This is a genomic window from Streptomyces sp. NPDC047982 (assembly GCF_043204165.1).
In the GTDB taxonomy this organism is placed as follows: domain Bacteria; phylum Actinomycetota; class Actinomycetes; order Streptomycetales; family Streptomycetaceae; genus Streptomyces.
Window position 1 is genome coordinate 132,062 of record NZ_JBIDBS010000020.1, and the last position, 20,274, is coordinate 152,335.

Annotated in this window: 18 protein-coding genes and 1 riboswitch; of the genes, 11 read left to right on the forward strand and 7 right to left on the reverse strand. The window is 71.7% G+C overall.

The genetic code is table 11. The features are described from left to right. Window positions 1–226: 226 nt before the first annotated feature. Together ACGF2V_RS23985 and ACGF2V_RS23990 are read right to left on the reverse strand one after the other, a co-directional pair. On the reverse strand, window positions 227–460 hold the full coding sequence (locus ACGF2V_RS23985; protein ID WP_362620418.1) for a ferredoxin: 234 nt from the start codon (window positions 458–460) through the stop codon (window positions 227–229). Further along, a complete protein-coding gene (locus ACGF2V_RS23990; RefSeq protein WP_362704098.1) occupies window positions 460–1,941 on the reverse strand; it encodes an aldehyde dehydrogenase in 1,482 nt (493 codons plus the stop codon). Before ACGF2V_RS23990 ends, ACGF2V_RS23985 begins: the two co-directional genes overlap by 1 nt. A gap of 474 nt (window positions 1,942–2,415) precedes the next feature. Between ACGF2V_RS23990 and ACGF2V_RS23995 the strand changes: the two genes are divergently transcribed. After that, a complete protein-coding gene (locus tag ACGF2V_RS23995) occupies window positions 2,416–2,961 on the forward strand; it encodes a hypothetical protein (RefSeq protein WP_362620421.1) in 546 nt (181 codons plus the stop codon). Continuing rightward, window positions 2,961–3,602 (forward strand): hypothetical protein, encoded by a 642-nt coding sequence (locus tag ACGF2V_RS24000; RefSeq protein WP_362620423.1) that lies wholly within the window; start codon window positions 2,961–2,963, stop codon window positions 3,600–3,602. The genes ACGF2V_RS23995 and ACGF2V_RS24000 overlap by 1 nt, the downstream gene beginning before the upstream one ends. 82 nt (window positions 3,603–3,684) lie before the next feature. Here ACGF2V_RS24000 and ACGF2V_RS24005 read toward each other — a convergent pair whose 3' ends face one another. From ACGF2V_RS24005 to ACGF2V_RS24015, 3 genes are all read right to left on the reverse strand, one after another. Then, window positions 3,685–4,377: a hypothetical protein gene (locus ACGF2V_RS24005; RefSeq protein ID WP_362704101.1), complete on the reverse strand. Its 693-nt coding sequence runs from the start codon at window positions 4,375–4,377 to the stop codon at window positions 3,685–3,687. After that, window positions 4,374–4,883 (reverse strand): sigma-70 family RNA polymerase sigma factor, encoded by a 510-nt coding sequence (locus tag ACGF2V_RS24010; protein WP_362620427.1) that lies wholly within the window; start codon window positions 4,881–4,883, stop codon window positions 4,374–4,376. The genes ACGF2V_RS24005 and ACGF2V_RS24010 overlap by 4 nt, the downstream gene beginning before the upstream one ends. A gap of 330 nt (window positions 4,884–5,213) precedes the next feature. Next, entirely contained in the window at window positions 5,214–5,687 is a 474-nt protein-coding gene (locus ACGF2V_RS24015; protein WP_389047028.1) for a hypothetical protein, read from the reverse strand. Window positions 5,688–5,952: 265 nt separating this feature from the next. On the opposite strand from ACGF2V_RS24015, the gene ACGF2V_RS24020 reads away from it, so the two are divergent. The 7 genes from ACGF2V_RS24020 to ACGF2V_RS24050 all read left to right on the forward strand — a co-directional run bounded on the left by ACGF2V_RS24020 (window position 5,953) and on the right by ACGF2V_RS24050 (window position 14,477). Further along, a complete protein-coding gene (locus tag ACGF2V_RS24020) occupies window positions 5,953–6,993 on the forward strand; it encodes an MBL fold metallo-hydrolase (RefSeq protein WP_362704107.1) in 1,041 nt (346 codons plus the stop codon). Window positions 6,994–7,298: 305 nt separating this feature from the next. After that, a riboswitch (cobalamin riboswitch) is annotated at window positions 7,299–7,426 on the forward strand. A 114-nt stretch (window positions 7,427–7,540) separates the two neighbouring features. Continuing rightward, window positions 7,541–8,824: a prenyltransferase/squalene oxidase repeat-containing protein gene (locus ACGF2V_RS24025; RefSeq protein ID WP_362704109.1), complete on the forward strand. Its 1,284-nt coding sequence runs from the start codon at window positions 7,541–7,543 to the stop codon at window positions 8,822–8,824. A gap of 56 nt (window positions 8,825–8,880) precedes the next feature. Then, the gene (locus tag ACGF2V_RS24030) at window positions 8,881–9,507 is read left to right on the forward strand and encodes an SCO2322 family protein (protein ID WP_362620453.1); all 627 of its coding nucleotides are present in this window, start codon (window positions 8,881–8,883) and stop codon (window positions 9,505–9,507) included. After that, window positions 9,504–10,856 (forward strand): energy-coupling factor transporter transmembrane protein EcfT, encoded by a 1,353-nt coding sequence (locus ACGF2V_RS24035; RefSeq protein ID WP_362704111.1) that lies wholly within the window; start codon window positions 9,504–9,506, stop codon window positions 10,854–10,856. The genes ACGF2V_RS24030 and ACGF2V_RS24035 overlap by 4 nt, the downstream gene beginning before the upstream one ends. Next, a complete protein-coding gene (locus ACGF2V_RS24040) occupies window positions 10,853–12,571 on the forward strand; it encodes an ATP-binding cassette domain-containing protein (RefSeq protein WP_362704115.1) in 1,719 nt (572 codons plus the stop codon). Before ACGF2V_RS24035 ends, ACGF2V_RS24040 begins: the two co-directional genes overlap by 4 nt. Before the next feature lie 110 nt (window positions 12,572–12,681). Beyond that, on the forward strand, window positions 12,682–13,476 hold the full coding sequence (locus ACGF2V_RS24045; protein ID WP_362620455.1) for an ECF transporter S component: 795 nt from the start codon (window positions 12,682–12,684) through the stop codon (window positions 13,474–13,476). Between the two features lie 278 nt (window positions 13,477–13,754). Next, window positions 13,755–14,477: a hypothetical protein gene (locus ACGF2V_RS24050; RefSeq protein WP_362704118.1), complete on the forward strand. Its 723-nt coding sequence runs from the start codon at window positions 13,755–13,757 to the stop codon at window positions 14,475–14,477. 300 nt (window positions 14,478–14,777) lie between these two features. Here the strand turns inward: ACGF2V_RS24050 and ACGF2V_RS24055 are convergent, their stop codons facing one another. After that, window positions 14,778–15,947, reverse strand: a complete 1,170-nt coding sequence (locus tag ACGF2V_RS24055; protein ID WP_362620438.1) for a steroid 3-ketoacyl-CoA thiolase — start codon at window positions 15,945–15,947, stop codon at window positions 14,778–14,780. Between the two features lie 279 nt (window positions 15,948–16,226). Here ACGF2V_RS24055 and ACGF2V_RS24060 point away from each other — a divergent pair, with 279 nt between their 5' ends. After that, complete coding sequence (locus tag ACGF2V_RS24060; RefSeq protein WP_362620439.1) at window positions 16,227–17,555, forward strand: cytochrome P450; 1,329 nt, start codon at window positions 16,227–16,229, stop codon at window positions 17,553–17,555. Window positions 17,556–17,846: 291 nt separating this feature from the next. Here ACGF2V_RS24060 and ACGF2V_RS24065 read toward each other — a convergent pair whose 3' ends face one another. Then, window positions 17,847–19,889 carry a bifunctional glycosyltransferase 87/phosphatase PAP2 family protein gene (locus ACGF2V_RS24065; protein WP_392913046.1) on the reverse strand — a complete coding sequence of 681 codons (2,043 nt, stop codon included), beginning with the start codon at window positions 19,887–19,889 and terminating at the stop codon, window positions 17,847–17,849. Window positions 19,890–20,091: 202 nt separating this feature from the next. Here ACGF2V_RS24065 and ACGF2V_RS24070 point away from each other — a divergent pair, with 202 nt between their 5' ends. Next, window positions 20,092–20,223, forward strand: coding sequence for a hypothetical protein (locus ACGF2V_RS24070; RefSeq protein ID WP_362620442.1), 132 nt, complete (start codon window positions 20,092–20,094; stop codon window positions 20,221–20,223). The last annotated feature ends 51 nt before the right edge of the window (window positions 20,224–20,274 follow it).

Sequence of the window (20,274 nt, forward strand, 5' to 3'; positions counted from 1 at the left end):
CGGGGTTGGCCGTGCGAGCCCCGCACGACCACCCCGGGTCCCCGCCGTCCGTCCGCGCCAACGGCCCCGGGCGTCGGCTCGGCCGGCGCTGTCGGCCGCGGGCGGCCCGGCGACGCGGCTTCCGTGATCCGGTACCAACGAGGTCCTGGTGGGCGCCCTCGGCGTGACGGTGCGGACGGAACCGTCCCTCGATCCGGGTTCGTGGCGAACACGGGAAGCGGGCCGGCTACTCCTCCGGCGGGAACACCACTTCCCCCGAACCTGCGAGCGTGATCAGGATGGCCTCGACCGGGCATCCCTCGGCCGCCGCGAGGACCCGCTCGTCCGCGTCGGACTCCGGGGAGGCGGGCCGCGACTGGCGGGCGGAGTCCAGCGCGAAGGCGCCCGGGGCGTGGTTCACGCACAGCGCGGAGCCGATGCACAGCCTCCGGTCGACCTCCACGGCCCAGCGGTCCCCCATCACGCGCCTCCCTCGTCAGCGGCACGGGCCCGGTAGCCGGCCGGCAGGTGGATCATCTTGTGCTCGAAGTACTCGCCGTACCCCTCGGGCCCGAACTCCCGTCCCAGGCCGGAGTTCTTGTAACCGCCGAACGGGCCGAGCATGTCCAGGCTGAAGGTGTTCACACTGTACGTGCCCGTCCTGACTCGGCGGGCGATGTCGATGCCGTGCTCGGTGTCGGCGGTCCAGACGCTGCCGCTGAGGCCGTAGTCGGAGTCGTTGGCGATGCGCACCGCCTCGTCCTCGTCGCCGTACGGGATCAGGCAGATGACGGGGCCGAAGATCTCCTCACGGGCGATGCGCATGGAGTTGTCGACGTCCCCGAAGAGCGTCGGCTCGACGTACCAACCGCGTTCCTGGGAGGCCGGACGGCCGCCGCCGGTGAGGATCTTCGCGCCCTCGTCCTGGCCGATCCGGATGTAGTCGAGCGAACGCCGCCGCTGGCGCTCGGCGACCAGGGGGCCGAGTTCGGTGGCGGGGTCGAGCGGGTCGCCGACCTTCAGCGCGGCCGCCGCGGCGGCGAACGCCTCGGCGGTCTCCCCGTAACGGGAACGCGGCACGAGGATGCGGGTCTGGGCCACGCATGCCTGGCCGTTGATCATCCAGGCGAACGGGACGATCCCGGCGACGGCCGTGTCCAGGTCGGCGTCCGGGAGGATCACGGCCGCGGACTTCCCGCCGAGTTCGAGCGTGACCCGGGTGAGGTTGCGGGAGGCGACCTCCATCACCCGGCGCCCCGCGGCCACCGACCCGGTGAACGACACCTTGTCGACGCCGGGGTGCCCGACCAGGTACTCGCTGACCTCGCGGTCGGCCGGCAGGATCGACAACACGCCCTCGGGAAGCCCGGCTTCGGTGGCGATCTCGGCCAGGATGTAGGCGTCCAGCGGGGATTCGGGCGACGTCTTGAGGATGGCGGAGCAGCCGGCCAGAAGCGCGGGCGCGAGCTTGGCGGCGGCGGTGAACTGCGGGACGTTCCACGGCACCACGGCCGCGACCACCCCCACCGGCTCGCGGCGCACCAGCAGCGGCCCGAGCGCCCCGTCGCGCCGCTCCTCGTACGGGAAGGTACGGGCGACGGTGATCGCCGCGTCCCACACCATCATCGCGGAGAGCGCCTGCACCATCACGCTGGACGTGTACGGGGTGCCGTTCTCCGAGCTGATGACCCGGGCCACCTCCTCGTACCGGGCGGCGAACGCGTCCTTGACCCTGGTCACGACCGCGATCCGCTCGTCCAGGCTCATACGCGGCCAGGGCCCCTCGTCGAACGCCCGCCGCGCGGCGGCGACGGCCCGGTCCACGTCCGCCTCGCAGGCGTGCGGCACCCGGCCGATGACCTGTTCGGTGTGGGGCGATACGACCTCGATGACCTCCCGGCCCAGCGGATCGACCAACTCACCGCCGATGAACAGTTTTCCGTGTTCGACAAGCTCGGTCATGGCTGCTGCCTCCCGCGAACCGGCGTTAAGAGACCTTCTGACGGACGGATCTTCTGGCAAGGACTGATGGACCGTCGAAACTGATACCAGTTCCAGTTCCAGGAGTCCACGGCCGTAGCCGTTCCGGAAGCCTCGGCAACACTCCGGGAGCCCCGGAGGATCCGGGGCGCTCGACCACGCCCCGTGGAACAACCACCACACCCCCAGATCTGACGCTCCGTCACCACACCAAACTTGAACAACGAAAAACCTCTGTAATGGCGCCGCCAACATTCTTAGGATCAAGCCAGACCGAAGGCCGATCCACGGGGGACGAGGCCGAACGGTCCGTCGATGCGACGCGGGCGAAACACGGGGGATTCCCACCTTTCTCCTGCATGCTCTCGCATCTCGGGCACCTCTCCCCTGCCCGGCCTTCACTGGCCGCCGTCCGCGACGGTTCCGACCGCCGCGGGCACAACAGGGGGAATTTCCTTGAGGCGTACCCGTATACGCACCACCGCGAGGATCACGTCCGTCACCGCGCTCGTACTGGCCGCGGGAGTCGGCGGGGCTTCCAACGCCCACGCCGACTACTACAGCGGCGGCATGCCGAGCCCCAAGTTCAACGTGAAGGACGTGGGCATCAACCCGACTTGGGTCGGGTTCCTCGACACCGGCCGCAAGAACTGGAACAACGCCAAGGCGGGCGCCAGCATCGGCCGCAAGTCCAGCGCCAAGGCCACCTTCACGGCCGGGCGCTACAGCCAGAGCTGGTACGGCCTCTACTCGCCGTCCGGCCTGCGTCCCATCAACCGCATCTTCTCGATCAAAGTGAACGCCCGGACCCTGTCCCGGGACGCCGGATCGAAGATGACCGAGTGGTCCCGCAGCACCACCACGCACGAGCTGGGCCACGCCCTGAGCCTCGACGACAACCCCAAGACCAAAAAGGCGTCCCTGATGAAGCACAGCAGGAACAGGGCCACCGTGCAGAAGCCGCTGGCGTACGACGTCTCCGAAGTCAAGAGGATCTACTGATGATGAAACTGCGCCACGCCGTCACGGGCGGTTCCGCCCTCCTCGTCGCCCTCACCGCCGCGGGCTGCTCCAGCGGCGGGGAAGGAACCGGGAGCAAGGCCGCCGAACAGCCTCAGGTGATCACCTACGAAGCGGACTACCCGGCCTACGACTCGCTCGACGCGGTCGTCGAGAAGGCCGATGTCGTCGTGAGGGGCACGGTCATCGGTTCCTCCGTCAAGGAGCTGATGCCTGAGGTCTCCACCGAGGGCGACCCGCTGACCAACCCGCAGGCCGGCCTCAGCGAGGACGAGGCGTCCAAAGCCGAGCCGGTGGTCGTCACCATCTCCAAGGTCAAGGTCTCCGAGGTGCTGTCCGGCGACGTGAAGCCTGGCGACACCGTCGAGGTGAGCCAGCTCGGCGGCACGCTGGGCGACGTCACCTACAAGGAGAAGCACACCACCACCCTGGCGAACAACGGCACGCAGTACGTGCTGATGCTCGCCAAGCACGACGCCGCCGCGCCGTACGACCTGCTCAACCCCGAGCAGGCGCTGTACACCGTCGACGCGGGCGGGCAGATCAAGCCCACCGGGGACGGCGGCTTCGGGGACGCGGGCACCGTCCCGCGTCTCAAGGACCGCGCGGCCCACGCCAAGTGACCGAACGGGGTGCCGTCCAACGGGCGGCGCCCCCTTCGGCCCGCGCCCGACTCGACTGGCCGGAGCGCTACCAGGCCCCCGGTCAGCCGGTCAGCCGGAGCGCCTTCAGGACCCCCGGGCTCAGCTTCACCGCGTTGTCCCCGGTCGGGACGGCCCTGTCGCCTCTGACGCCGTAGGATCCCTGGGCCGAGTTCACCAGCGTGAACCGGCCGTCGTCCTGTCGCTCCAGCAAGAACACGTACTCCTCCCCTGCCTCGAGCGCGGCCGTCTCGGGCCCGCCCGAACCGGGCGGGGTGTACGAGACGGTGACCCGCCCGCCCGGCGCGGTGCCCTTGGCCGTCGCCAGCACCTCGGCGGGCGCCTCCGTGGACGTGATGTCGTCCACGGTCCGCTCCGTGCCCTCGCCCAGCTTCGCCCGGACGATGAGGTCGGCCGCGCCCTCGAGCCGGGCCGTCGAGGGGTAGTGGGGCTCGTCGACGACGAGTCCGCCGCTCGGCTCGTCGGGACCGGAGACCGCGAGCACGGCGACGGCCGCCACCACCGCGGACGCGCCGCAGGCGACGGCCCCGATCAGCACCCCGCGCCGACGCGGGCGCCGAGTGAGCGGGACGGGCTGGGCCTCGCCCACCAGGACGCCCAACTCTCCCCTGGCACGCGACGACAGACCCTCCTCCGACGCGCCGGTCGGCAGCGGATCGGCGTGCCGGATCAGCGAGGCGACGCCCTGGGCGGACATCGCCGACTTCTTGACCTGCTTGGACTGCGAACGCTTCATACCGACTCCCGGGACGAGATATAGAGCTCACGGAACGCCTTGCGCGCCCGGTGCAGACGGACCCAGACGGCGGGAGCACCGCAGCCGAGCAGGCGGCCCGCCTCCGCCGCGGAGAGGCCGTCCCAGTAGCTGAGCAGCAGCACCTCGCGGTGGTGGTCGGCCAGTCGGTCGAGGGTGTCCAGGACCGCCGAGTCCTCCGCGCACGCGGGGGCGCGGCCGATCTCCTCACCGATCCGCCGGTGCAGCTCGGTCAGCCGGGCGGTGGCCCGGTAGTGGTTGCCGAGCACGTTCCGGGCGGTGACGAACAGCCACCCGGGCGTCGCCTCACCGTCCTTGAGCACGTGCTCCCACGCGATCCGGAACACCTCGGCGGCGATCTCCTCGGCCGCGCTCCGGTCCCCCGTTCTGCGGTGCGCGAAGGCGCGCACCCGGGGGTACTCCCGCGCGTACAACGCGGTGAACCCCGCACTCCGGCCCGAATCCCTCACGGTCTGGTTGCTCTCCACACCCCGTACATGTCATGCGCGGGGCGCATCCTTACAGAGCCCAGAAGATTTTCCGCGCCTTTCTTCCCCGGCCCGATCCGCGCGCGTCCTTCCCGGCCTACCGACGCAAGTACCCAACCTCATGGCCGAGCACGCCTAGTACTCCAGTCGCAGTTCGCTATTCCTGCTGGTCAGGAGCATGTATCTGAGCGTGCTCGGCTGACGTGTTGTCAGGTTGGGTGAGTTCGTGACCTCGGGTACGGCGGCGGTAGTGGCAGCGGCGGGCTACTGCTTGGTGTCGGCGCCGCCAGCGGGACCAGTGCAGTATGTGGTCGATGCGCCGACGGCGCGTCATTGCGGGGCGGCCAGCTGCCAGGAGCCGCCGTATTTCTGCCACGGTGAGCGGGACCAGCGCGCCGGAACCGTTTCTGCTGCCCCCTTTTGCGCTGCCGCGGCGGCCATGGCGGCGAGGAAGGCATGGGCGAGCATGGCCAGGGTGATGTGCCGGTACCAGCCCGGATACCGGCGTACCTCGTACTGGTCCAGGCCGCACTCGTTCTTTGCCGCTTGGAAGGCTTCCTCGATCGCCCACCGCGTCCCGGCGACACGCACAAGTTCCGTGACGGTGGTGCGGGTTGGTGCGTAGGCGAGGTAGTAGGCGATCTCGTCCGGGCGAGCCAGGCTGCGACGGGCCAGCACCCACCGGCCGTGGGTAGGTTCAGGACCGTCGAAGTCGTCGATCGGCGGGAGCCTCGCGGCGGCCCAGTCGTAGACGCGTGGTCCCCTTCGCTCCGGCCCCGCACGACTGACGCTCCCAGGCGTCATCCGGGGCTCGGGAGAAGGCGAAGTCGATGCGGCCCATCGCGTGAATGTGCTGGGACTTCGGCACGGCCAGAACGTAGCCGACCCCGACCTCGGGAGTGTGCGTCAACTACGCCCGGGAGATGGTCGACCAGGGCTACCACTGGAACAAGTTCTCGTTAAAGTGGTCGGGTGGTCAGGTGGCGGCGCGCAGCGCACACCGCACCGTGCCGCGCCGCACGGCCGTACGTCCGGTGAGCTGACCGGGCAGTGGGGAAAAGGGGAGCCCATGACGCAGGTGACCGATCACGGCGGGGGCGTGCACAGCATCGAGGTGCCCATCCCGGACAACCCGCTCGGCCACACCCTCGTTCACGTCCTCGACACCGACCGCGGACCGGTCCTGATCGACACCGGGTGGGACGATCCGGAGGCGTGGGACACGCTCACCGCCGGGCTGACCGCCGTCGGCGTAGCCGTCGCCGACATCCACGGCATCGTCATCACCCACCACCACCCCGATCACCACGGCCTCTCCGGCCAGGTGCGCGAGGCGTCCGGTGCGTGGATCGCCATGCACGCGGCGGACACGGAGATCGTGCGCCGCACTCGGGAGGCGGAACCCGGCACCTGGCTGAACTACCTCGTCGCCAAGCTCACCGCGGTCGGTGCGCCCGAGGCGCACCTCGCGCCGTTGCGGGCCGCGGCGGCCGACCGAGGGCGTATGCGGACCCTGCCCGGGGAGCGGGCCGCGCTGCCGGACCGGGAGATCGTGCCCGGTGAGCTGTTGGACCTGGCGGGGCGGCGGCTGCGGGCGGTCTGGACGCCCGGCCACACCCCCGGTCATGTCTGCCTGCATCTGGAGGAGAACCACCCGACCGGTCTGCCCGGCCGGGGACGGCTGTTCTCCGGGGACCATCTGCTGCCGGGGATCAGCCCGCACATCGGGCTCTACGAGGACCCGGACGCAGACACGGTCACCGATCCCCTCGGCGACTACCTCGGTTCCCTGGAGCGCGTGGGCCGGCTCGGGGTGGCGGAGGTGCTGCCCGCCCACCAGTACGCGTTCGCGGACGCGGCCGGACGCGTACGGGAGCTCCTCGACCACCACGAGGAGCGGCTGGCTGGGCTCCTCGGGCTGCTGTCCACCCCGCTGACCCCGTGGGAGCTGGCCGAGCGCATGGAGTGGAACCGGCCGTGGGACCGGATTCCGCACGGCTCGCGCAACATCGCGGTCTCGGAGGCCGAGGCGCATCTGCGGCGGCTGGTGAAGCTGGGCCGCGCGGAAGCCGTGGCGGGAAGCGATCCCGTGACGTACATCGCGGTATGAGCGGTGCGAGTGGCGTTCACCGTGGTACGTACGAGCCGCGTGTGGGCGGCGGGGGCGGCGTCGACCGTCGTACGAGTCGCGTGGGGGCAGCGGGCGTCGCGGCGGCCCGCGTCGCGGTGATGCACGTCACGGTGGCGTACGTCGCGCGGTGATGCACCTCACGGTGGCGTACGTCGCGCGGTGATGCACCTCACGGTGGCCTGCGTCGCGATGGCGCACCGCCTCGTCCTCGTCGCCGTACGAGCGCGCGTGGGCACCCCGCGTCCGACCGGAACGCCCGCCCCGGGGCCCTTCCGGTACGCCCGGTAGAGTGAATGGGTCGTCATCATGCCCGTACAGGGGGAAGCCGGTGCGAATCCGGCACTGACCACGCAGCCGTGAGCCGTCCCGTGGGCGGTGAGTCGGAATGCCCTGGACGCGGTTGTGACCGGCTCGGACCACCGGAACCCCGGTGGTCGGCACCGTCGAGGTATACGGAGTCGGAGCCTGGTGCGTGAGCGTGCCTGTGCCCGGTTCGGTTTCCCGCACAGGAGAGGCCCCGCCCGCCATGACCGTACGCCGCAGCGCGGCAACGCTCGCCGCGACCACGGCCGCCGTGCTTTGCGCGGCCGCCCCGGTCGCGGTCGCGGCGCCGTCCCCGTCGCCCACGCCGTCCGTCGCCCTGCCCGCCGGGCTGTACGGCACGAAGGACCCCACTTACGACGGTGTCTGGCGGCAGTCGCTGGCCTTCCTCGCGCAGCGGGTCGAAGGCGTGACGCCCGCCGCGAAGTCCGTGGACTGGCTGATCGGCCAGCAGTGCGCCAACGGCGCCTACGCCGCGTACCGGCCCGACGTCTCGAAGCCGTGCGACGAGAAGACGGTGCTGGACACCAACGCCACGGCGATCGCCGTGCAGGCCCTCGCCGAGGTCGGAGGACACGGGGAGACCGTGAACGACTCGGTCCGCTGGCTGAAGTCCGTGCAGAACGAGGACGGCGGCTGGGGATACGTGGCCGGCGCGCCCAGCGACGCCAACTCCACCTCCCTCGTGATCGGCGCCCTCGCCCGGCAGGGCCAGCGGCTCGCGGACATCGTCACGCCCAAGGGCAAGTCCCCGTACGATCCGCTGCTCGCGCTCTCGATCCCGTGCGGTGAGAAGGACGGCGGCGCGTTCGCGTACCAGCCGGACAAGGCGGGGAAGCTCGTGGCCAACGCGGACGCCACCGCCGCCGCCGTGCTGGGCAGCATGGGCAAGGGCCTGGCCACCGGCGACAACGCCGCCGCCAAGGGGACGAACTGCCGCCCCGCGGCCTCCGGTTCCGCCCTCACCCCCGAGCAGGCCGCCCAGAACGGCGCCCACTTCCTCGCCGGTGCCCTCGCCGCGAAGGGCCACCTCGACCTGGCCCCGATGCCGGGCGCCGAGGACTCCGGCCCGCAGCCCGACATAGGCAACACCGCGGACGCGGTCGTCGCGCTGTCCGCCTCGGGCCACCAGGACAAGGCGGCCAAGGCCGTGGCCTGGCTGAAGAAGAACTCCGGTGCCTGGGCCGAGCAGAACGGCCCCGCCGCCTACGCGCAGCTGATCCTGGCCGCGCACGCGACCGGGAACGACGCCCGGGACTTCGGCGGCGTGAACCTGGTCGACAAGCTGAACGCGACCGGTCCCAAGCCCGCGGCGATCACGACCCCCGATCCGTCCGCCGACACCGGGTACGAGGCCACGGAGAAGGACCGGGTCCACAGCGGCGACGACGTGATCGGCGGCGTGTGGTGGTTCGTCGGCATCGGCCTCGTCGTCGGTGCGGGCGTCGGCTTCCTGATCAGCGGCCGCCGGAAGAACCAGCAGCTGTGAGGCGGACGGGAGGTGCCGCCGCGGTGCTGACGGTCCTGGGCACGGTGGTGACGGCCATGCTGCTGGCCGTGCTGGGCGCGGGAGAGGCCCAGGCGGCCGGCTACCGGTACTGGTCGTTCTGGGAGGGCTCCGGCGAGAGCTGGACGTACGCCACCCAGGGCCCCGCCCTGGTCCGGCCGGACGACGGTTCCGTGCAGGGCTTCCGGTTTTCGGTGAGCGAGGACTCCCAGGACGCGGCCCGGCCGCGCCACGCGCCCGGCTTCGCGAAGATCTGCGCGGACACCCCGGCCGAGAAGGGATCCAAGCGGGTCGCGCTCGTCATCGACCCGGGCACGGCGGCGGACGCCCCGGACGGGCGGACCCCGCCCCCGCTGCGGACCGCGTGCGCCCTGGTCGCCCCGGACGCGAGCACCGCCGAGGCCCTCGCCTCGGTGGCCAAGCCGCTGCGTTACGACGGCAACGCGCTGCTGTGCGCCATCTCCGGCTACCCGGCCTCCGGCTGCGGCGAGCAGGTGTCGGGCGACGGGCACAAGAAGCCTGACGCGTCCGCCTCCGCCACGTCCGCCACGTCCGGCGGCGGTTCCGACGGCGGCGGACCGTCTGCGGGGATGCTCGTCGGGGCCGGCGCCGTTCTCGCCCTCGGCGCAGCCGGGGTCGTGCAGGCCCGCCGCCGCCGAGGATGACCGCTCCGACCAGCGGCCCGACGGCTGGGGACGGGACGCCCGACGGCCCGACGACCGGCCGCCCGACGATCGACCGCCTCACGACCGGAACGACCCGCACCACCGGTGTCGCCCGCACCGCTGGCGTCACCCGTACCACAGGTGTCGCCCGCACCGAGGGTGGCACCCGTACCACTCGCGCTCCCCGCACCGCCGCCCGGCCGCTCCGCGCGCTGCGCGCCCTGCGTGCACCGGAGGCGAACCGGAGCAACGCCCTGCCCGCCGGGGCGTGGTGGCTGTGGGCGCTCGGCCTCGCCACCGCCGCGTCCCGCACCACCAACCCGCTGCTGCTCGGACTCCTGGTCGGGGTGGCGGGCTATGTGGTCGCCGCTCGCCGCACGGACGCGCCCTGGGCCCGTTCGTACGGGGCGTTCATCAGGATCGGGCTGTTCGTCATCGGCGTGCGGCTGGTCTTCTCCGTCCTCCTCGGCTCACCGATCCCCGGCGCGCACCCGCTGTTCACGCTCCCCGAGGTGCCGCTGCCCGACTGGGCGCAGGGCGTCCGGATCGGTGGCCGGGTCACCGCCGAGCAGTTGGTCTTCTCGCTGTACGACGGGGCGAAGCTGGCCGCCCTGCTGATCTGCGTCGGCGCGGCCAACTCGCTCGCGAACCCGGCCCGGCTGCTGAAGTCGCTGCCGGGCGCGCTGTACGAGGCGGGGGTCGCCGTCGTCGTCGCGATGACGTTCGCGCCGAACATGGTCGCCGACGTGGCGCGGCTGCGCACCGCGCGGCGGCTGCGGGGCCGCCCGACCGGCGGTGTCGGGGCGGTCCTCCAGATCGGACTGCCGGTCCTGGAGGGCGCGTTGGAGCGGTCGGTCGCGGTGGCGGCGTCGATGGACGCGCGGGGGTACGGGCGCAGCGCCGAGGTCCCGCCCGCCGTCCGGCGCACCACGAACGCGCTCACGCTCGGCGGGCTGCTCGGGATGTGCGCGGGCACGTACGGGCTGCTGGCCGCGCAGGGCGCGGTGTACGGGCTGCCGCTGCTGGTCGCCGGGCTCGTCGCGGCGGCGGCCGGGCTGCGCCTGGGCGGCGCCCGGTCGGTCCGTACCCGCTACCGGCCCGACCGGTGGGGCGCGCGGGCCTGGCTGGTGGCGGGTTCGGGGATCGTGGTGGCGGTGGCGATGATCTGGGCGGGCCGTGTGGACCCGGAGGCGCTGCACCCCGGGGTCGTACCGCTGACCGCGCCGGTGCTTCCGTTGTGGCCCGCGGCGGCGGTGCTGGTGGGGCTGCTGCCCGCGCTGGTGGCGCCCGTTCCGCCGCCGGTGGGCGCCGGTTCGAAGACGCGGCCGAGTCCCGAGGAGGGCCAGTGATCCGGTTCGAGCAGGTGTCGGTGCGGTACGAGGGGGCCGAGCGCCCCACCCTGTCCGGGGTCGATCTGACCGTTCCCGAGGGCGAGTTGGTGCTGCTGGTCGGTCCGTCCGGGGTCGGCAAGTCGACACTGCTGGGGGCCGTCTCCGGTCTCGTGCCGCACTTCACCGGTGGCAGGCTGAGCGGCCGGGTCACGGTCGCGGGCCGCGACACCCGTACCCACAAGCCGCGCGAACTCGCCGACGTGGTCGGCACGGTGGGCCAGGACCCGCTCTCCCACTTCGTCACCGACACGGTCGAGGACGAGCTGGCGTACGGGATGGAGTCGCTGGGGCTCGCCCCGGACGTGATGCGGCGGCGGGTCGAGGAGACCCTGGACCTGCTGGGTCTGGCCGGGCTGCGGGACCGGCCGATCGCCACGCTCTCGGGAGGGCAGCAGCAGCGGGTCGCGATCGGTTCGGTGCTCACCCCGCATCCGAAGGTCCTGGTCCTCGACGAGCCGACGTCCGCGCTGGACCCGGCGGCGGCCGAAGAGGTCCTGGCCGTGCTGCAGCGGCTGGTGCACGACCTGGGCACGACGGTCCTGATGGCGGAGCACCGGCTGGAACGGGTGGTGCAGTACGCGGACCAGGTCGTCCTGCTGCCGTCGCCGGGCGCCGCTCCCGTCATGGGCGCCCCCGCCGATGTCATGGCCGTCTCCCCGGTCCATCCGCCGGTCGTCGGGCTGGGCCGGCTGGCGGGGTGGGAGCCGCTGCCGCTGTCGGTCCGTGACGCCCGGCGCCGGGCGGCCGGCCTGCGCGAACGGCTCGCGGACCGGCGACCGCCCACCGCGCCCGCCCCGGTCCGCGCCTCCGTGACCCCGCTGTCCGCCGCGCCCGCCCCCGTACGGCGCGGCGTCCTGGCCCGGCTGCTGGGGCGCGGCGCGCACCCGGCCGCCGCCGCTCCCGGGCCCGTCGTCGACGTGCCGGCCCGGGTCGAGGGCCTCGGCGTGCGGCGCGGGCGCGTCGAGGCGCTGCGCAGGGTCACGCTCGGCGTCGCCCCGGGCGAGACGGTCGCCCTGATGGGGCGCAACGGCGCGGGCAAGTCCACCCTGCTCGGCGCGCTCGTCGGCATGGTCGAACCCACCGCGGGCACCGTCCTCGTCGGTGGCCTGGCCCCGCACGGCACGCCGCCGCGCGAGATGGTGCGCCGGGTCGGGCTCGTACCGCAGGAACCACGCGATCTGCTGTACGCGGACACGGTCGCCGCCGAGTGCGCCGCCGCCGACGCCGACGCGGGCGCCGCCGCGGGCAGTTGCCGGGCGCTGGTCTCGGAACTGCTGCCCGGTGTGCCGGACGACACCCACCCCCGCGATCTCTCCGAGGGCCAGCGGCTCGCGCTCGCCCTGGCGGTGGTGCTCACCGCCCGTCCGCCGCTGCTGCTCCTGGACGAGCCGACCCGCGGTCTGGACTACGCGGCGAAGGCCCGGCTGACCGGGGTGCTGCGCGCACTCGCCGCCGGCGGGCACGCGATCGTCCTGGCGACGCACGACGTGGAACTCGCCGCCGACCTCGCGCACCGGGTGGTGATCCTCGCCGACGGGGAGGTCGTCGCGGACGGGGAGACCCGGCAGGTGGTGGTCTCCTCCCCGGCGTTCGCCCCGCAGACCGCGAAGATCCTCGCCCCGCAGGAGTGGCTGACCGTGGCCCAGGTCCGTGATGCGCTGGAGGGCCGGTGACGAGCGGGCACGAGGGTCGGGCGGTGAAGGTGACGGACGGACGTGGCGCCTCCACGGCCCCTGCGGCGCGAGCGGACAGCCCGGCCCGCACGGGGCACCCGGCACGGCCGGTGCGTCTGGGGCCGCGCGCGATCGCCGCGCTGGCGCTGATCAGCGCGATCGGCGTGGTCGCGTTCGGCTGGCCGCTGCTGGCCGACGCGGGCTCCGGTCTCGCGCACTCCCAGGACGCGCCGTGGTTGTTCGCCGCGCTGCTGCCGCTGCTGGTCGGCGTGGTCGTCGCGATGATCGCCGACTCCGGACTGGACGCGAAGGCAGTTGCGATGCTGGGGGTGCTGGCCGCGGTCGGCGCCGCGCTGCGCCCGCTCGGCGCGGGCACGGCGGGGCTGGAGCCGATGTTCTTCCTGATGGTGCTGAGCGGCCGGGTGCTCGGTCCCGGTTTCGGATTCGTGCTCGGCTCGGTGACCATGTTCGCGTCGGCGCTGCTGACCGGCGGGGTGGGGCCGTGGATGCCGTTCCAGATGCTGGCGATGGGCTGGTTCACCATGGGCGCCGGCCTGCTGCCGGGCCCGGACCGACTGCGCGGGCGGGCCGAGCTGCTGATGCTCGCCGGGTACGGGTTCCTGGCGGCGTTCGCGTACGGCACGGTGATGAACCTGTACGGATGGACGATCGTGCCGGGCGCCGGTTCGGGGATCTCGTACCAGGCGGGTGATCCCCTGTCCGAGAACCTGGTCCGCTTCCTGGCCTACTGCGCGGCGACCTCGCTCGGCTGGGACCTGGGCCGGGCCGTCCTCACCGTGGTGCTGACCCTGGTCCTCGGCTCGGCCCTGCTGAAGGCACTGCGCCGGGCCACACGCCGCGCGGCCTTCGATGCGCGGGGCACGTTCGACGCCCCCGACGAGTGAGGTCCACTCATCGCCTTGACGCCCACGGCCGAGTACGGTGACTGATGTCTCCCTTGAATTTCAGGGCCTTCAGCACGCCCCGCACCGCGTCAACACCCGATGAAGGCCCGCTTTCTTCTTACTTGGACGACTTAATTACCCGTTGGTCCATATAGGCGCTTTTTGCTCTATCCTCCGTTCCCGTCAGCGGCCAGAGCGTTGTCCCCTACGTGGAACCTCGTGATTTCTGGGATCGGAACACCGTCTTGGCGGAAGCTTTCTGCGCCAGTGACGAACGTATGCGCCGAGCGCAGGCTTTGTTGGACGAGGCGCAGGCGGAACGGAGCCGGACGCTGGCCGCGTTCGCCGTCACGGTCGGCGACGACGGATCCATCGCGGATCTGATGGGCCTGAACGAACGCGAAGTGCGATTGGCACGACGCACGGTGGGCCGCAGTGACGCGCGCTCGCTCGCCCAGGAGTTGCTGAGGCGGAAGCAGCGGACGCCCGAGGCGGCGGCGCCCGACGAAGCCGCACCCGTTTCCGGCGCCGCTCCCGCTCCCGAGATCTCTCTGCCGCATCCGCGCCAGGAGATGACGGTGCGGACCACGGGCGACGCACGCATGAACGCGCCTTCCCCGGCCGTACCGCCGGTCCCGGACACGCCCCCGGTCGTACCCCCGCCGCCCTCCACTCCTCCCCCGGCGTCTTTGGCACCCACAGTGTCTGCGGCCGAGGCGAACAGCACGGCCGTCTGGTCGCCCAGCATGGATTCCGTGCTGTTGTGGAGCTGGGAGTCCGGGCTCGACGTACAGACGGTGGCGGCCGAACTCGGCCTGGACGTACGGGCGTTGCTCACGCGCGTGCAGGAGCTCGCCGACGACGGGATGCTCACGCTCGCCGGCCCGGTCATCCCGGAGGTCCCCCGGTCGGGCCGCCACCGCCGCCAGAACTTCGACGAGCAGGCGTACGCCGCACTGTTCAGCCCCACCGCCACCTTCCCCACACACCTGTCGTACTGAGCGTCCACCACCGGGGCGGCGGCGGACGGGAGCCGGTCGGTTCCCCCGGCCCGGCAGGGGCGGTGCCGAGCGCGGCCGGCGAGTGCCCCTCCCGGCAACGTGTACCCCGTCGCGCCGGGCGGTGCGGCGAAGGCGAAGGCGCTCCCAAGCCACCTTGCCCGTACGGCTGTTCGCCTTCATTCCTCCGACGCTGTACGGCCGACCGGCCGGCCGGGAACACACCTGAGCGCGTTCCCGGCCGGGGGCGCCGTCGGATGCGACTGCGACCCGGGGCCCGCCCCATGGACGTATGGCCCGATGTCACAGCCGCTGGATGATCGTGCCGGTCGCCAGGGCGCCGCCCGCGCACATGGTGATCAGGGCGAACTCCTTGTCCCGGCGCTCCAGTTCGTGCAGTGCGGTGGTGATCAGCCGGGCCCCGGTGGCGCCGACCGGGTGGCCGAGCGCGATGGCCCCGCCGTTGACGTTGACCTTGTCCAGGTCCTGTTCGAAGACCTGGGCCCAGCTCAACACCACGGACGCGAACGCCTCGTTGATCTCCACGACGTCGATGTCCTTGAGCGACATCCCGGCCTTGCCGAGCACCGCGCGCGTCGCGTCGACCGGCCCGTCGAGGTGGTAGTGCGGGTCGGCGCCCGCGAGCGCCTGCGCGACGATCCGGGCGCGCGGCCTGAGCTTGAGCGCGCGCGCCATGCGCTTGGACGCCCACATGATCGCGCAGGCTCCGTCGGAGATCTGCGAGGAGTTGCCCGCGGTGTGGATCGCGGTGGGCATGACCGGTTTGAGGCCCGCCAGCGCCTCCATGCCGGTGTCCCGCAGCCCCTCGTCGCGGTCCACCAGGCGCCACATGCCCTGCCCGGCGGCCTGCTCCTCCTCGGTGGTCGGCACCTGCACCGCGTAGGTCTCGCGCTTGAACCTCTCCTCGGCCCACGCGACGGCCGCCCGCTCCTGCGAAAGCACCCCTAACCGGTCGACGTCCTCCCTGGTCAGGCCGCGCTTGCGGGCGATGCGTTCGGCCGCCTCGAACTGGTTGGGCAGGTCGACGTTCCACTCGTCGGGCCAGGGCTTCCCCGGCCCGTGCTTGGAACCGCTGCCCAGCGGCACCCGCGACATCGCCTCGACGCCGCAGCTGATCCCGATGTCGATCACCCCGGCCGCGACCATGTTGGCGACCATGTGGGACGCCTGCTGCGAGGAGCCGCACTGACAGTCCACGGTGGTGGCGGCCGTCTCGTACGGAAGACCCACGGCGAGCCATGCGTTGCGGGCCGGGTTCATGGACTGTTCGCCGGCGTGGGTGACCGTGCCGCCGACGATCTGCTCGACGCAGTCGGCGTGGATCCCGGTGCGCCCGAGGAGTTCCCGGTAGGTCTCGCCCAGCAGATAGGCGGGGTGCAGATTGGCGAGCGCGCCTCCGCGCTTGCCGATGGGGGTGCGTACGGCTTCGACGATGACGGGTTCCGCGGCCATGAGCTCGTCCTCTCCTCGCGCCTCCGCAGAGGCGTCCCGGCGCCCACGGAAGCAAACTAGTACGCGTTCTAGTTCTTTGGGCAGTCTTATGAGACCCGCCGCCGGTGCGCAAGACTGCTGCACGTACCTTGCGCCCACTTCATGCACGTCCCACCCACTCTCCACGCAACAGAACCGACCACCCCTCTTGCCAGTTGTAGAACCCGTTACTACCTTGCGCACAACTTCTGATGGGCCGTCAGACAGTCGGACGGCACTCGGACCGACCTGGAGACGCCGATGTCCTGCCCCCATCTGCCCGAAGGCTTCGACTTCACCGATCCCGACCTGCTCCAAGCCCGCGTCCCGCACCCGGAGTTCGCCGAGATGCGGCAGACCGCACCGGTCTGGTGGTGTTCCCAGCCGGCCGGCATCTCCGGTTTCGACGACGAGGGTTACTGGGTCGTCACCCGGCACGCGGACGTCAAGTACGTCTCCACCCACCCGGAACTGTTCTCGTCCCACACCAACACGGCGATCATCCGCTTCAACGAGTCCATCGGCCGGGACCAGATCGACGTCCAGAAGCTGATCATGCTGAACATGGACCCGCCCGAGCACACCCGGGTCCGCCAGATCGTCCAGCGCGGTTTCACTCCCCGGGCCGTGCGCTCCCTGGAACAGGCCCTGCGCAGCCGGGCCCGATCGATCGTCGAATCCGCGCTCGCCACCGCCGACCCCGGCACCGACTCCGATGCGGACTCCGGCGGGGGCTCCGGTGCCGATGGTTCGTTCGACTTCGTCACCCGGGTCGCCGTCGAACTGCCGCTCCAGGCCATCGCCGAACTCATCGGCGTACCGCAGGAGGACCGGTCCAAGATCTTCGACTGGTCCAACAAGATGGCCGCGTACGACGATCCGGAGTACGCGATCACCGAGGAGGTCGGCACCGAGGCGGCCATGGAACTGATCTCGTACGCGATGAATCTCGCCGCGACCCGCAAGGAGTGCCCGGCGAAGGACATCGTGAGTCAGCTGGTCGCCGCGGAGGGTCAGGGGAACCTCTCTTCCGACGAGTTCGGCTTCTTCGTGATCCTGCTGGCCGTCGCCGGGAACGAGACCACCCGCAACGCCATCAGCCACGGGATGCACGCCTTCCTCACCCATCCCGACCAGTGGGAGCTCTACAAGCGCGAGCGCCCGAAGACGACCGCCGAGGAGATCGTGCGCTGGGCCACTCCGGTGGTCTCCTTCCAGCGGACCGCCACCCAGGACGTCGAACTGGGCGGACAGCGGATCAGGAAGGGCGACCGGGTCGGGATGTTCTACTCGTCGGCCAACAACGATCCCGAGGTCTTCGAGAACCCGGAGACCTTCGACATCACCCGCGACCCCAATCCACACCTGGGCTTCGGGGGCGGTGGCCCGCACTTCTGCCTCGGCAAGTCCCTCGCCGTGATGGAGATCGACCTGATCTTCAACGCGGTCGCCGACATGATGCCGGACCTGCGGCTGATCGGTGAACCGCGACGGCTGCGCTCGGCCTGGCTCAACGGGATCAAACAGCTCCAGGTCAGCACGGCTGCCCCCGATCGAGGCATCGAGAGTACTGGCCCGGAAGGGCATTGACGGCCCGTCCGATCGGTTCCGGCGGCGGGTCGGGCAGATGCCGACTGCCCGACACAGCGGGCTCCGGACCGTCGCGTCGGCGGCCACGCTGCCGCTCGCCGCGTGGGCCCTGGGCACGGCTTCCTGATCCGTTCGAGTGGCGGACCGGAGCCGATGGGCGGATGCTGGTCGAGCGGCGATCCAGGCCGAAGGGGTGCCGGGACGAGGCGTTCGTCCCGGCACCCCTTCGGCACCTTTGAGCGGCGGGCGCCCGGGAGCCACTGGGCCGTATGGAGACACGGCCCAACGGCCTCACCCACGATGGGCAGCCCCGTCGCCGACCCGTCTCGACGGCGCCCCGTCCGCCAGGTCGTCCAGCGGTTTCGCCGCGGCGGGTACGGCCGGCGCCCGCAGCTCACGGGGCCCCGCCAGCACGTACGTCAGGCCGAAGCCGAGCGCGACGACGGTCGCACCGCCCACCGCGTCCAACACCCAGTGGTTGGCCGTGGCGATGATCGCGGAGACCGTGAACAGCGGATGCAGCAGCCCCAGCGCCTTCATCCATGGCTTCGGGGCCAGCATCACGACGACCACACCGCACCAGAGCGACCACCCGAAGTGCAGCGAGGGCATCGCCGCGTACTGGTTGGTCATCGACGTCAGCGTTCCGTAGTCCGGCTTCGCGAAGTCCTGGACGCCGTTGACGGTGTCGATGAAGCCGAGTCCCGGCATCAGCCGGGGCGGCGCCAGCGGGTACAGCCAGAAGCCGACCAGCGCGAGAATCGTGGCGAAGCCGATGGAGCTGCGCACCCAGCGGTAATCCGCGGGGCGCCGCACGTACAGCACACCGAGGATCGTCAGCGGCACGATGAAATGGAACGTCGTGTAGTAGAAGTCGAAGAAGCCACGCAGCCAGCCGATCTCGACGACGGCATGGTTGACCCGGTGCTCGATGTCGATGTGCAGCAACCGTTCGAAGGAGTGGATCTGCGCGCCATGGCGTTCGGCCGTGCCGCGCCCGGCCGTGGCGGCCAGCCTGACCTGCGAGTACGCGGAGTACACGACCCGGATCAGGAGCAGTTCCAGCAACAGGTTGGGGCGGCTGAGCACCCGGCGCCAGAACGGCAGAAGCGGAATTCGGCTCCAGCGGGCGGCGGCCGGGGTCGTGTAGTCGGTGGGGATCGGGTCGCGCCAGTAGGGCGAGGTCCGCGGCAGGAACGGTACGACGCAGGCCGCACAGAGCGCCGTGATCAGCAGCACGTTGTCACGCACCGGGATGACCACCGCCATGTTCGGCAGCAGCATCTTCGCGGGCAGCGTGAGCGCGAGCACCACGACCGTCGGCCACATCAGCCGGTCGGAGGCCCGCTTGCCGACCCGGCCGACGACCGCGAGCAGCACCCACAGCAGCTGGTGCTGCCAGGCGGTCGGCGAGACCGCGACGGCGACGCAGCCGGTCACGGCGACGGCGAGCAGCAGCTGCCCGTCGTGCGCGTACCGTACGGCGCGGCGCAGTCCGAGCCGGCACACGACGGCCGACAGCACCACGAACAGCGCGATCTCCAGCGGACCGGTCAGGCCGAACCTGAGGAGCGCGCCGTGCAGGGACTGGTTGGCCAGGCTGTCCGGGGTCTCGCCGAGTCCGGCGCCCGCGACATGGTGCACCCAGTACGTCCACGAGTCGCGCGGCATCGCGGCCCAGGTCAGCGCCGTGCAGGCGACGAACGTGGCCCCGCCGGTCACCGCCGCCCTCCGGCGTCCGGTGAGCAGGAGCAGGACCGCGAAGAGCAGGACGGTGGGCTGAAGCGCGGCCGCGACTGCGATCAGGAGGCCCGGGGCACGTTCCCCGCGGACCACGAAGCAGGCCAGCAGTACCAGGAGCACCGGGATGATGCTCGTCTGCCCCAGGTGGAACGCGTTGCGGACCGGCAGGGACAGCATCAGCAGGCTGATCGCCACCGGCACGCCCAGCAGCGAGGTGCGGCGCGCGACCGGGTCCGGCAGCGCACGCGCGGCCACGACCCCCAGGGCGACGACGAGCAGCAGCGAGCCGAGGGTCCAGACGACCCCCAGGCTCTGCTCCGCCGTCCGGGCCAGTGGTTTCAGGACCAGCCCGGCGAACGGGGTGCCGGTGAACCGGTCGCTGTCGTACAGCGAGCCCGTCATGTGCAGGGCACCGTACTCGCCGATCCACGTCTCCAGATCGGTGAGCCGCTCACCCGGCGGACGCCGTAGCACCACCGCCGTCTGGCGCACGGCCAATGCGGCCACGACCAGCCAGAGCAGAGCCCGGGCGGCCCCAGCTCCCGCCCCCGTCGCCGCGTCCGAGCGCACACCGTGTTCCGCGTTCGCCACGCCGCGCCGACCCTCCCGCCGTTTTCGCGCCCCTCCCTCGACATGGGCGCGCTGTGAAACCTTCGCATTGCACCATGGGGAAGACCCGATCAACGCCCTCTTCGCCCGACTGCCGCCCTGTCTTTGTCCGAAAGAACGACCGAATGACCGCTCGTCACGAATCCGTTCGGTCGCCCGCCCGGCCGCGGCCACCATGACCGGCATGACCTGGACCATGGCCCACGAACCCGTCGGCTCCCCGGACGCGTCGCTGCTGCGTCGCGGCTACTACGGCCGCGCTACCGGGTTTATTCGCAGTGCACCGGGCTTCAGTCCGGTGGTGAAGCGAATCTGAGAACTGTTCTGAGCTCAGCTGTGTGCATGGGTCTGCACTGTTGGCCTCAGC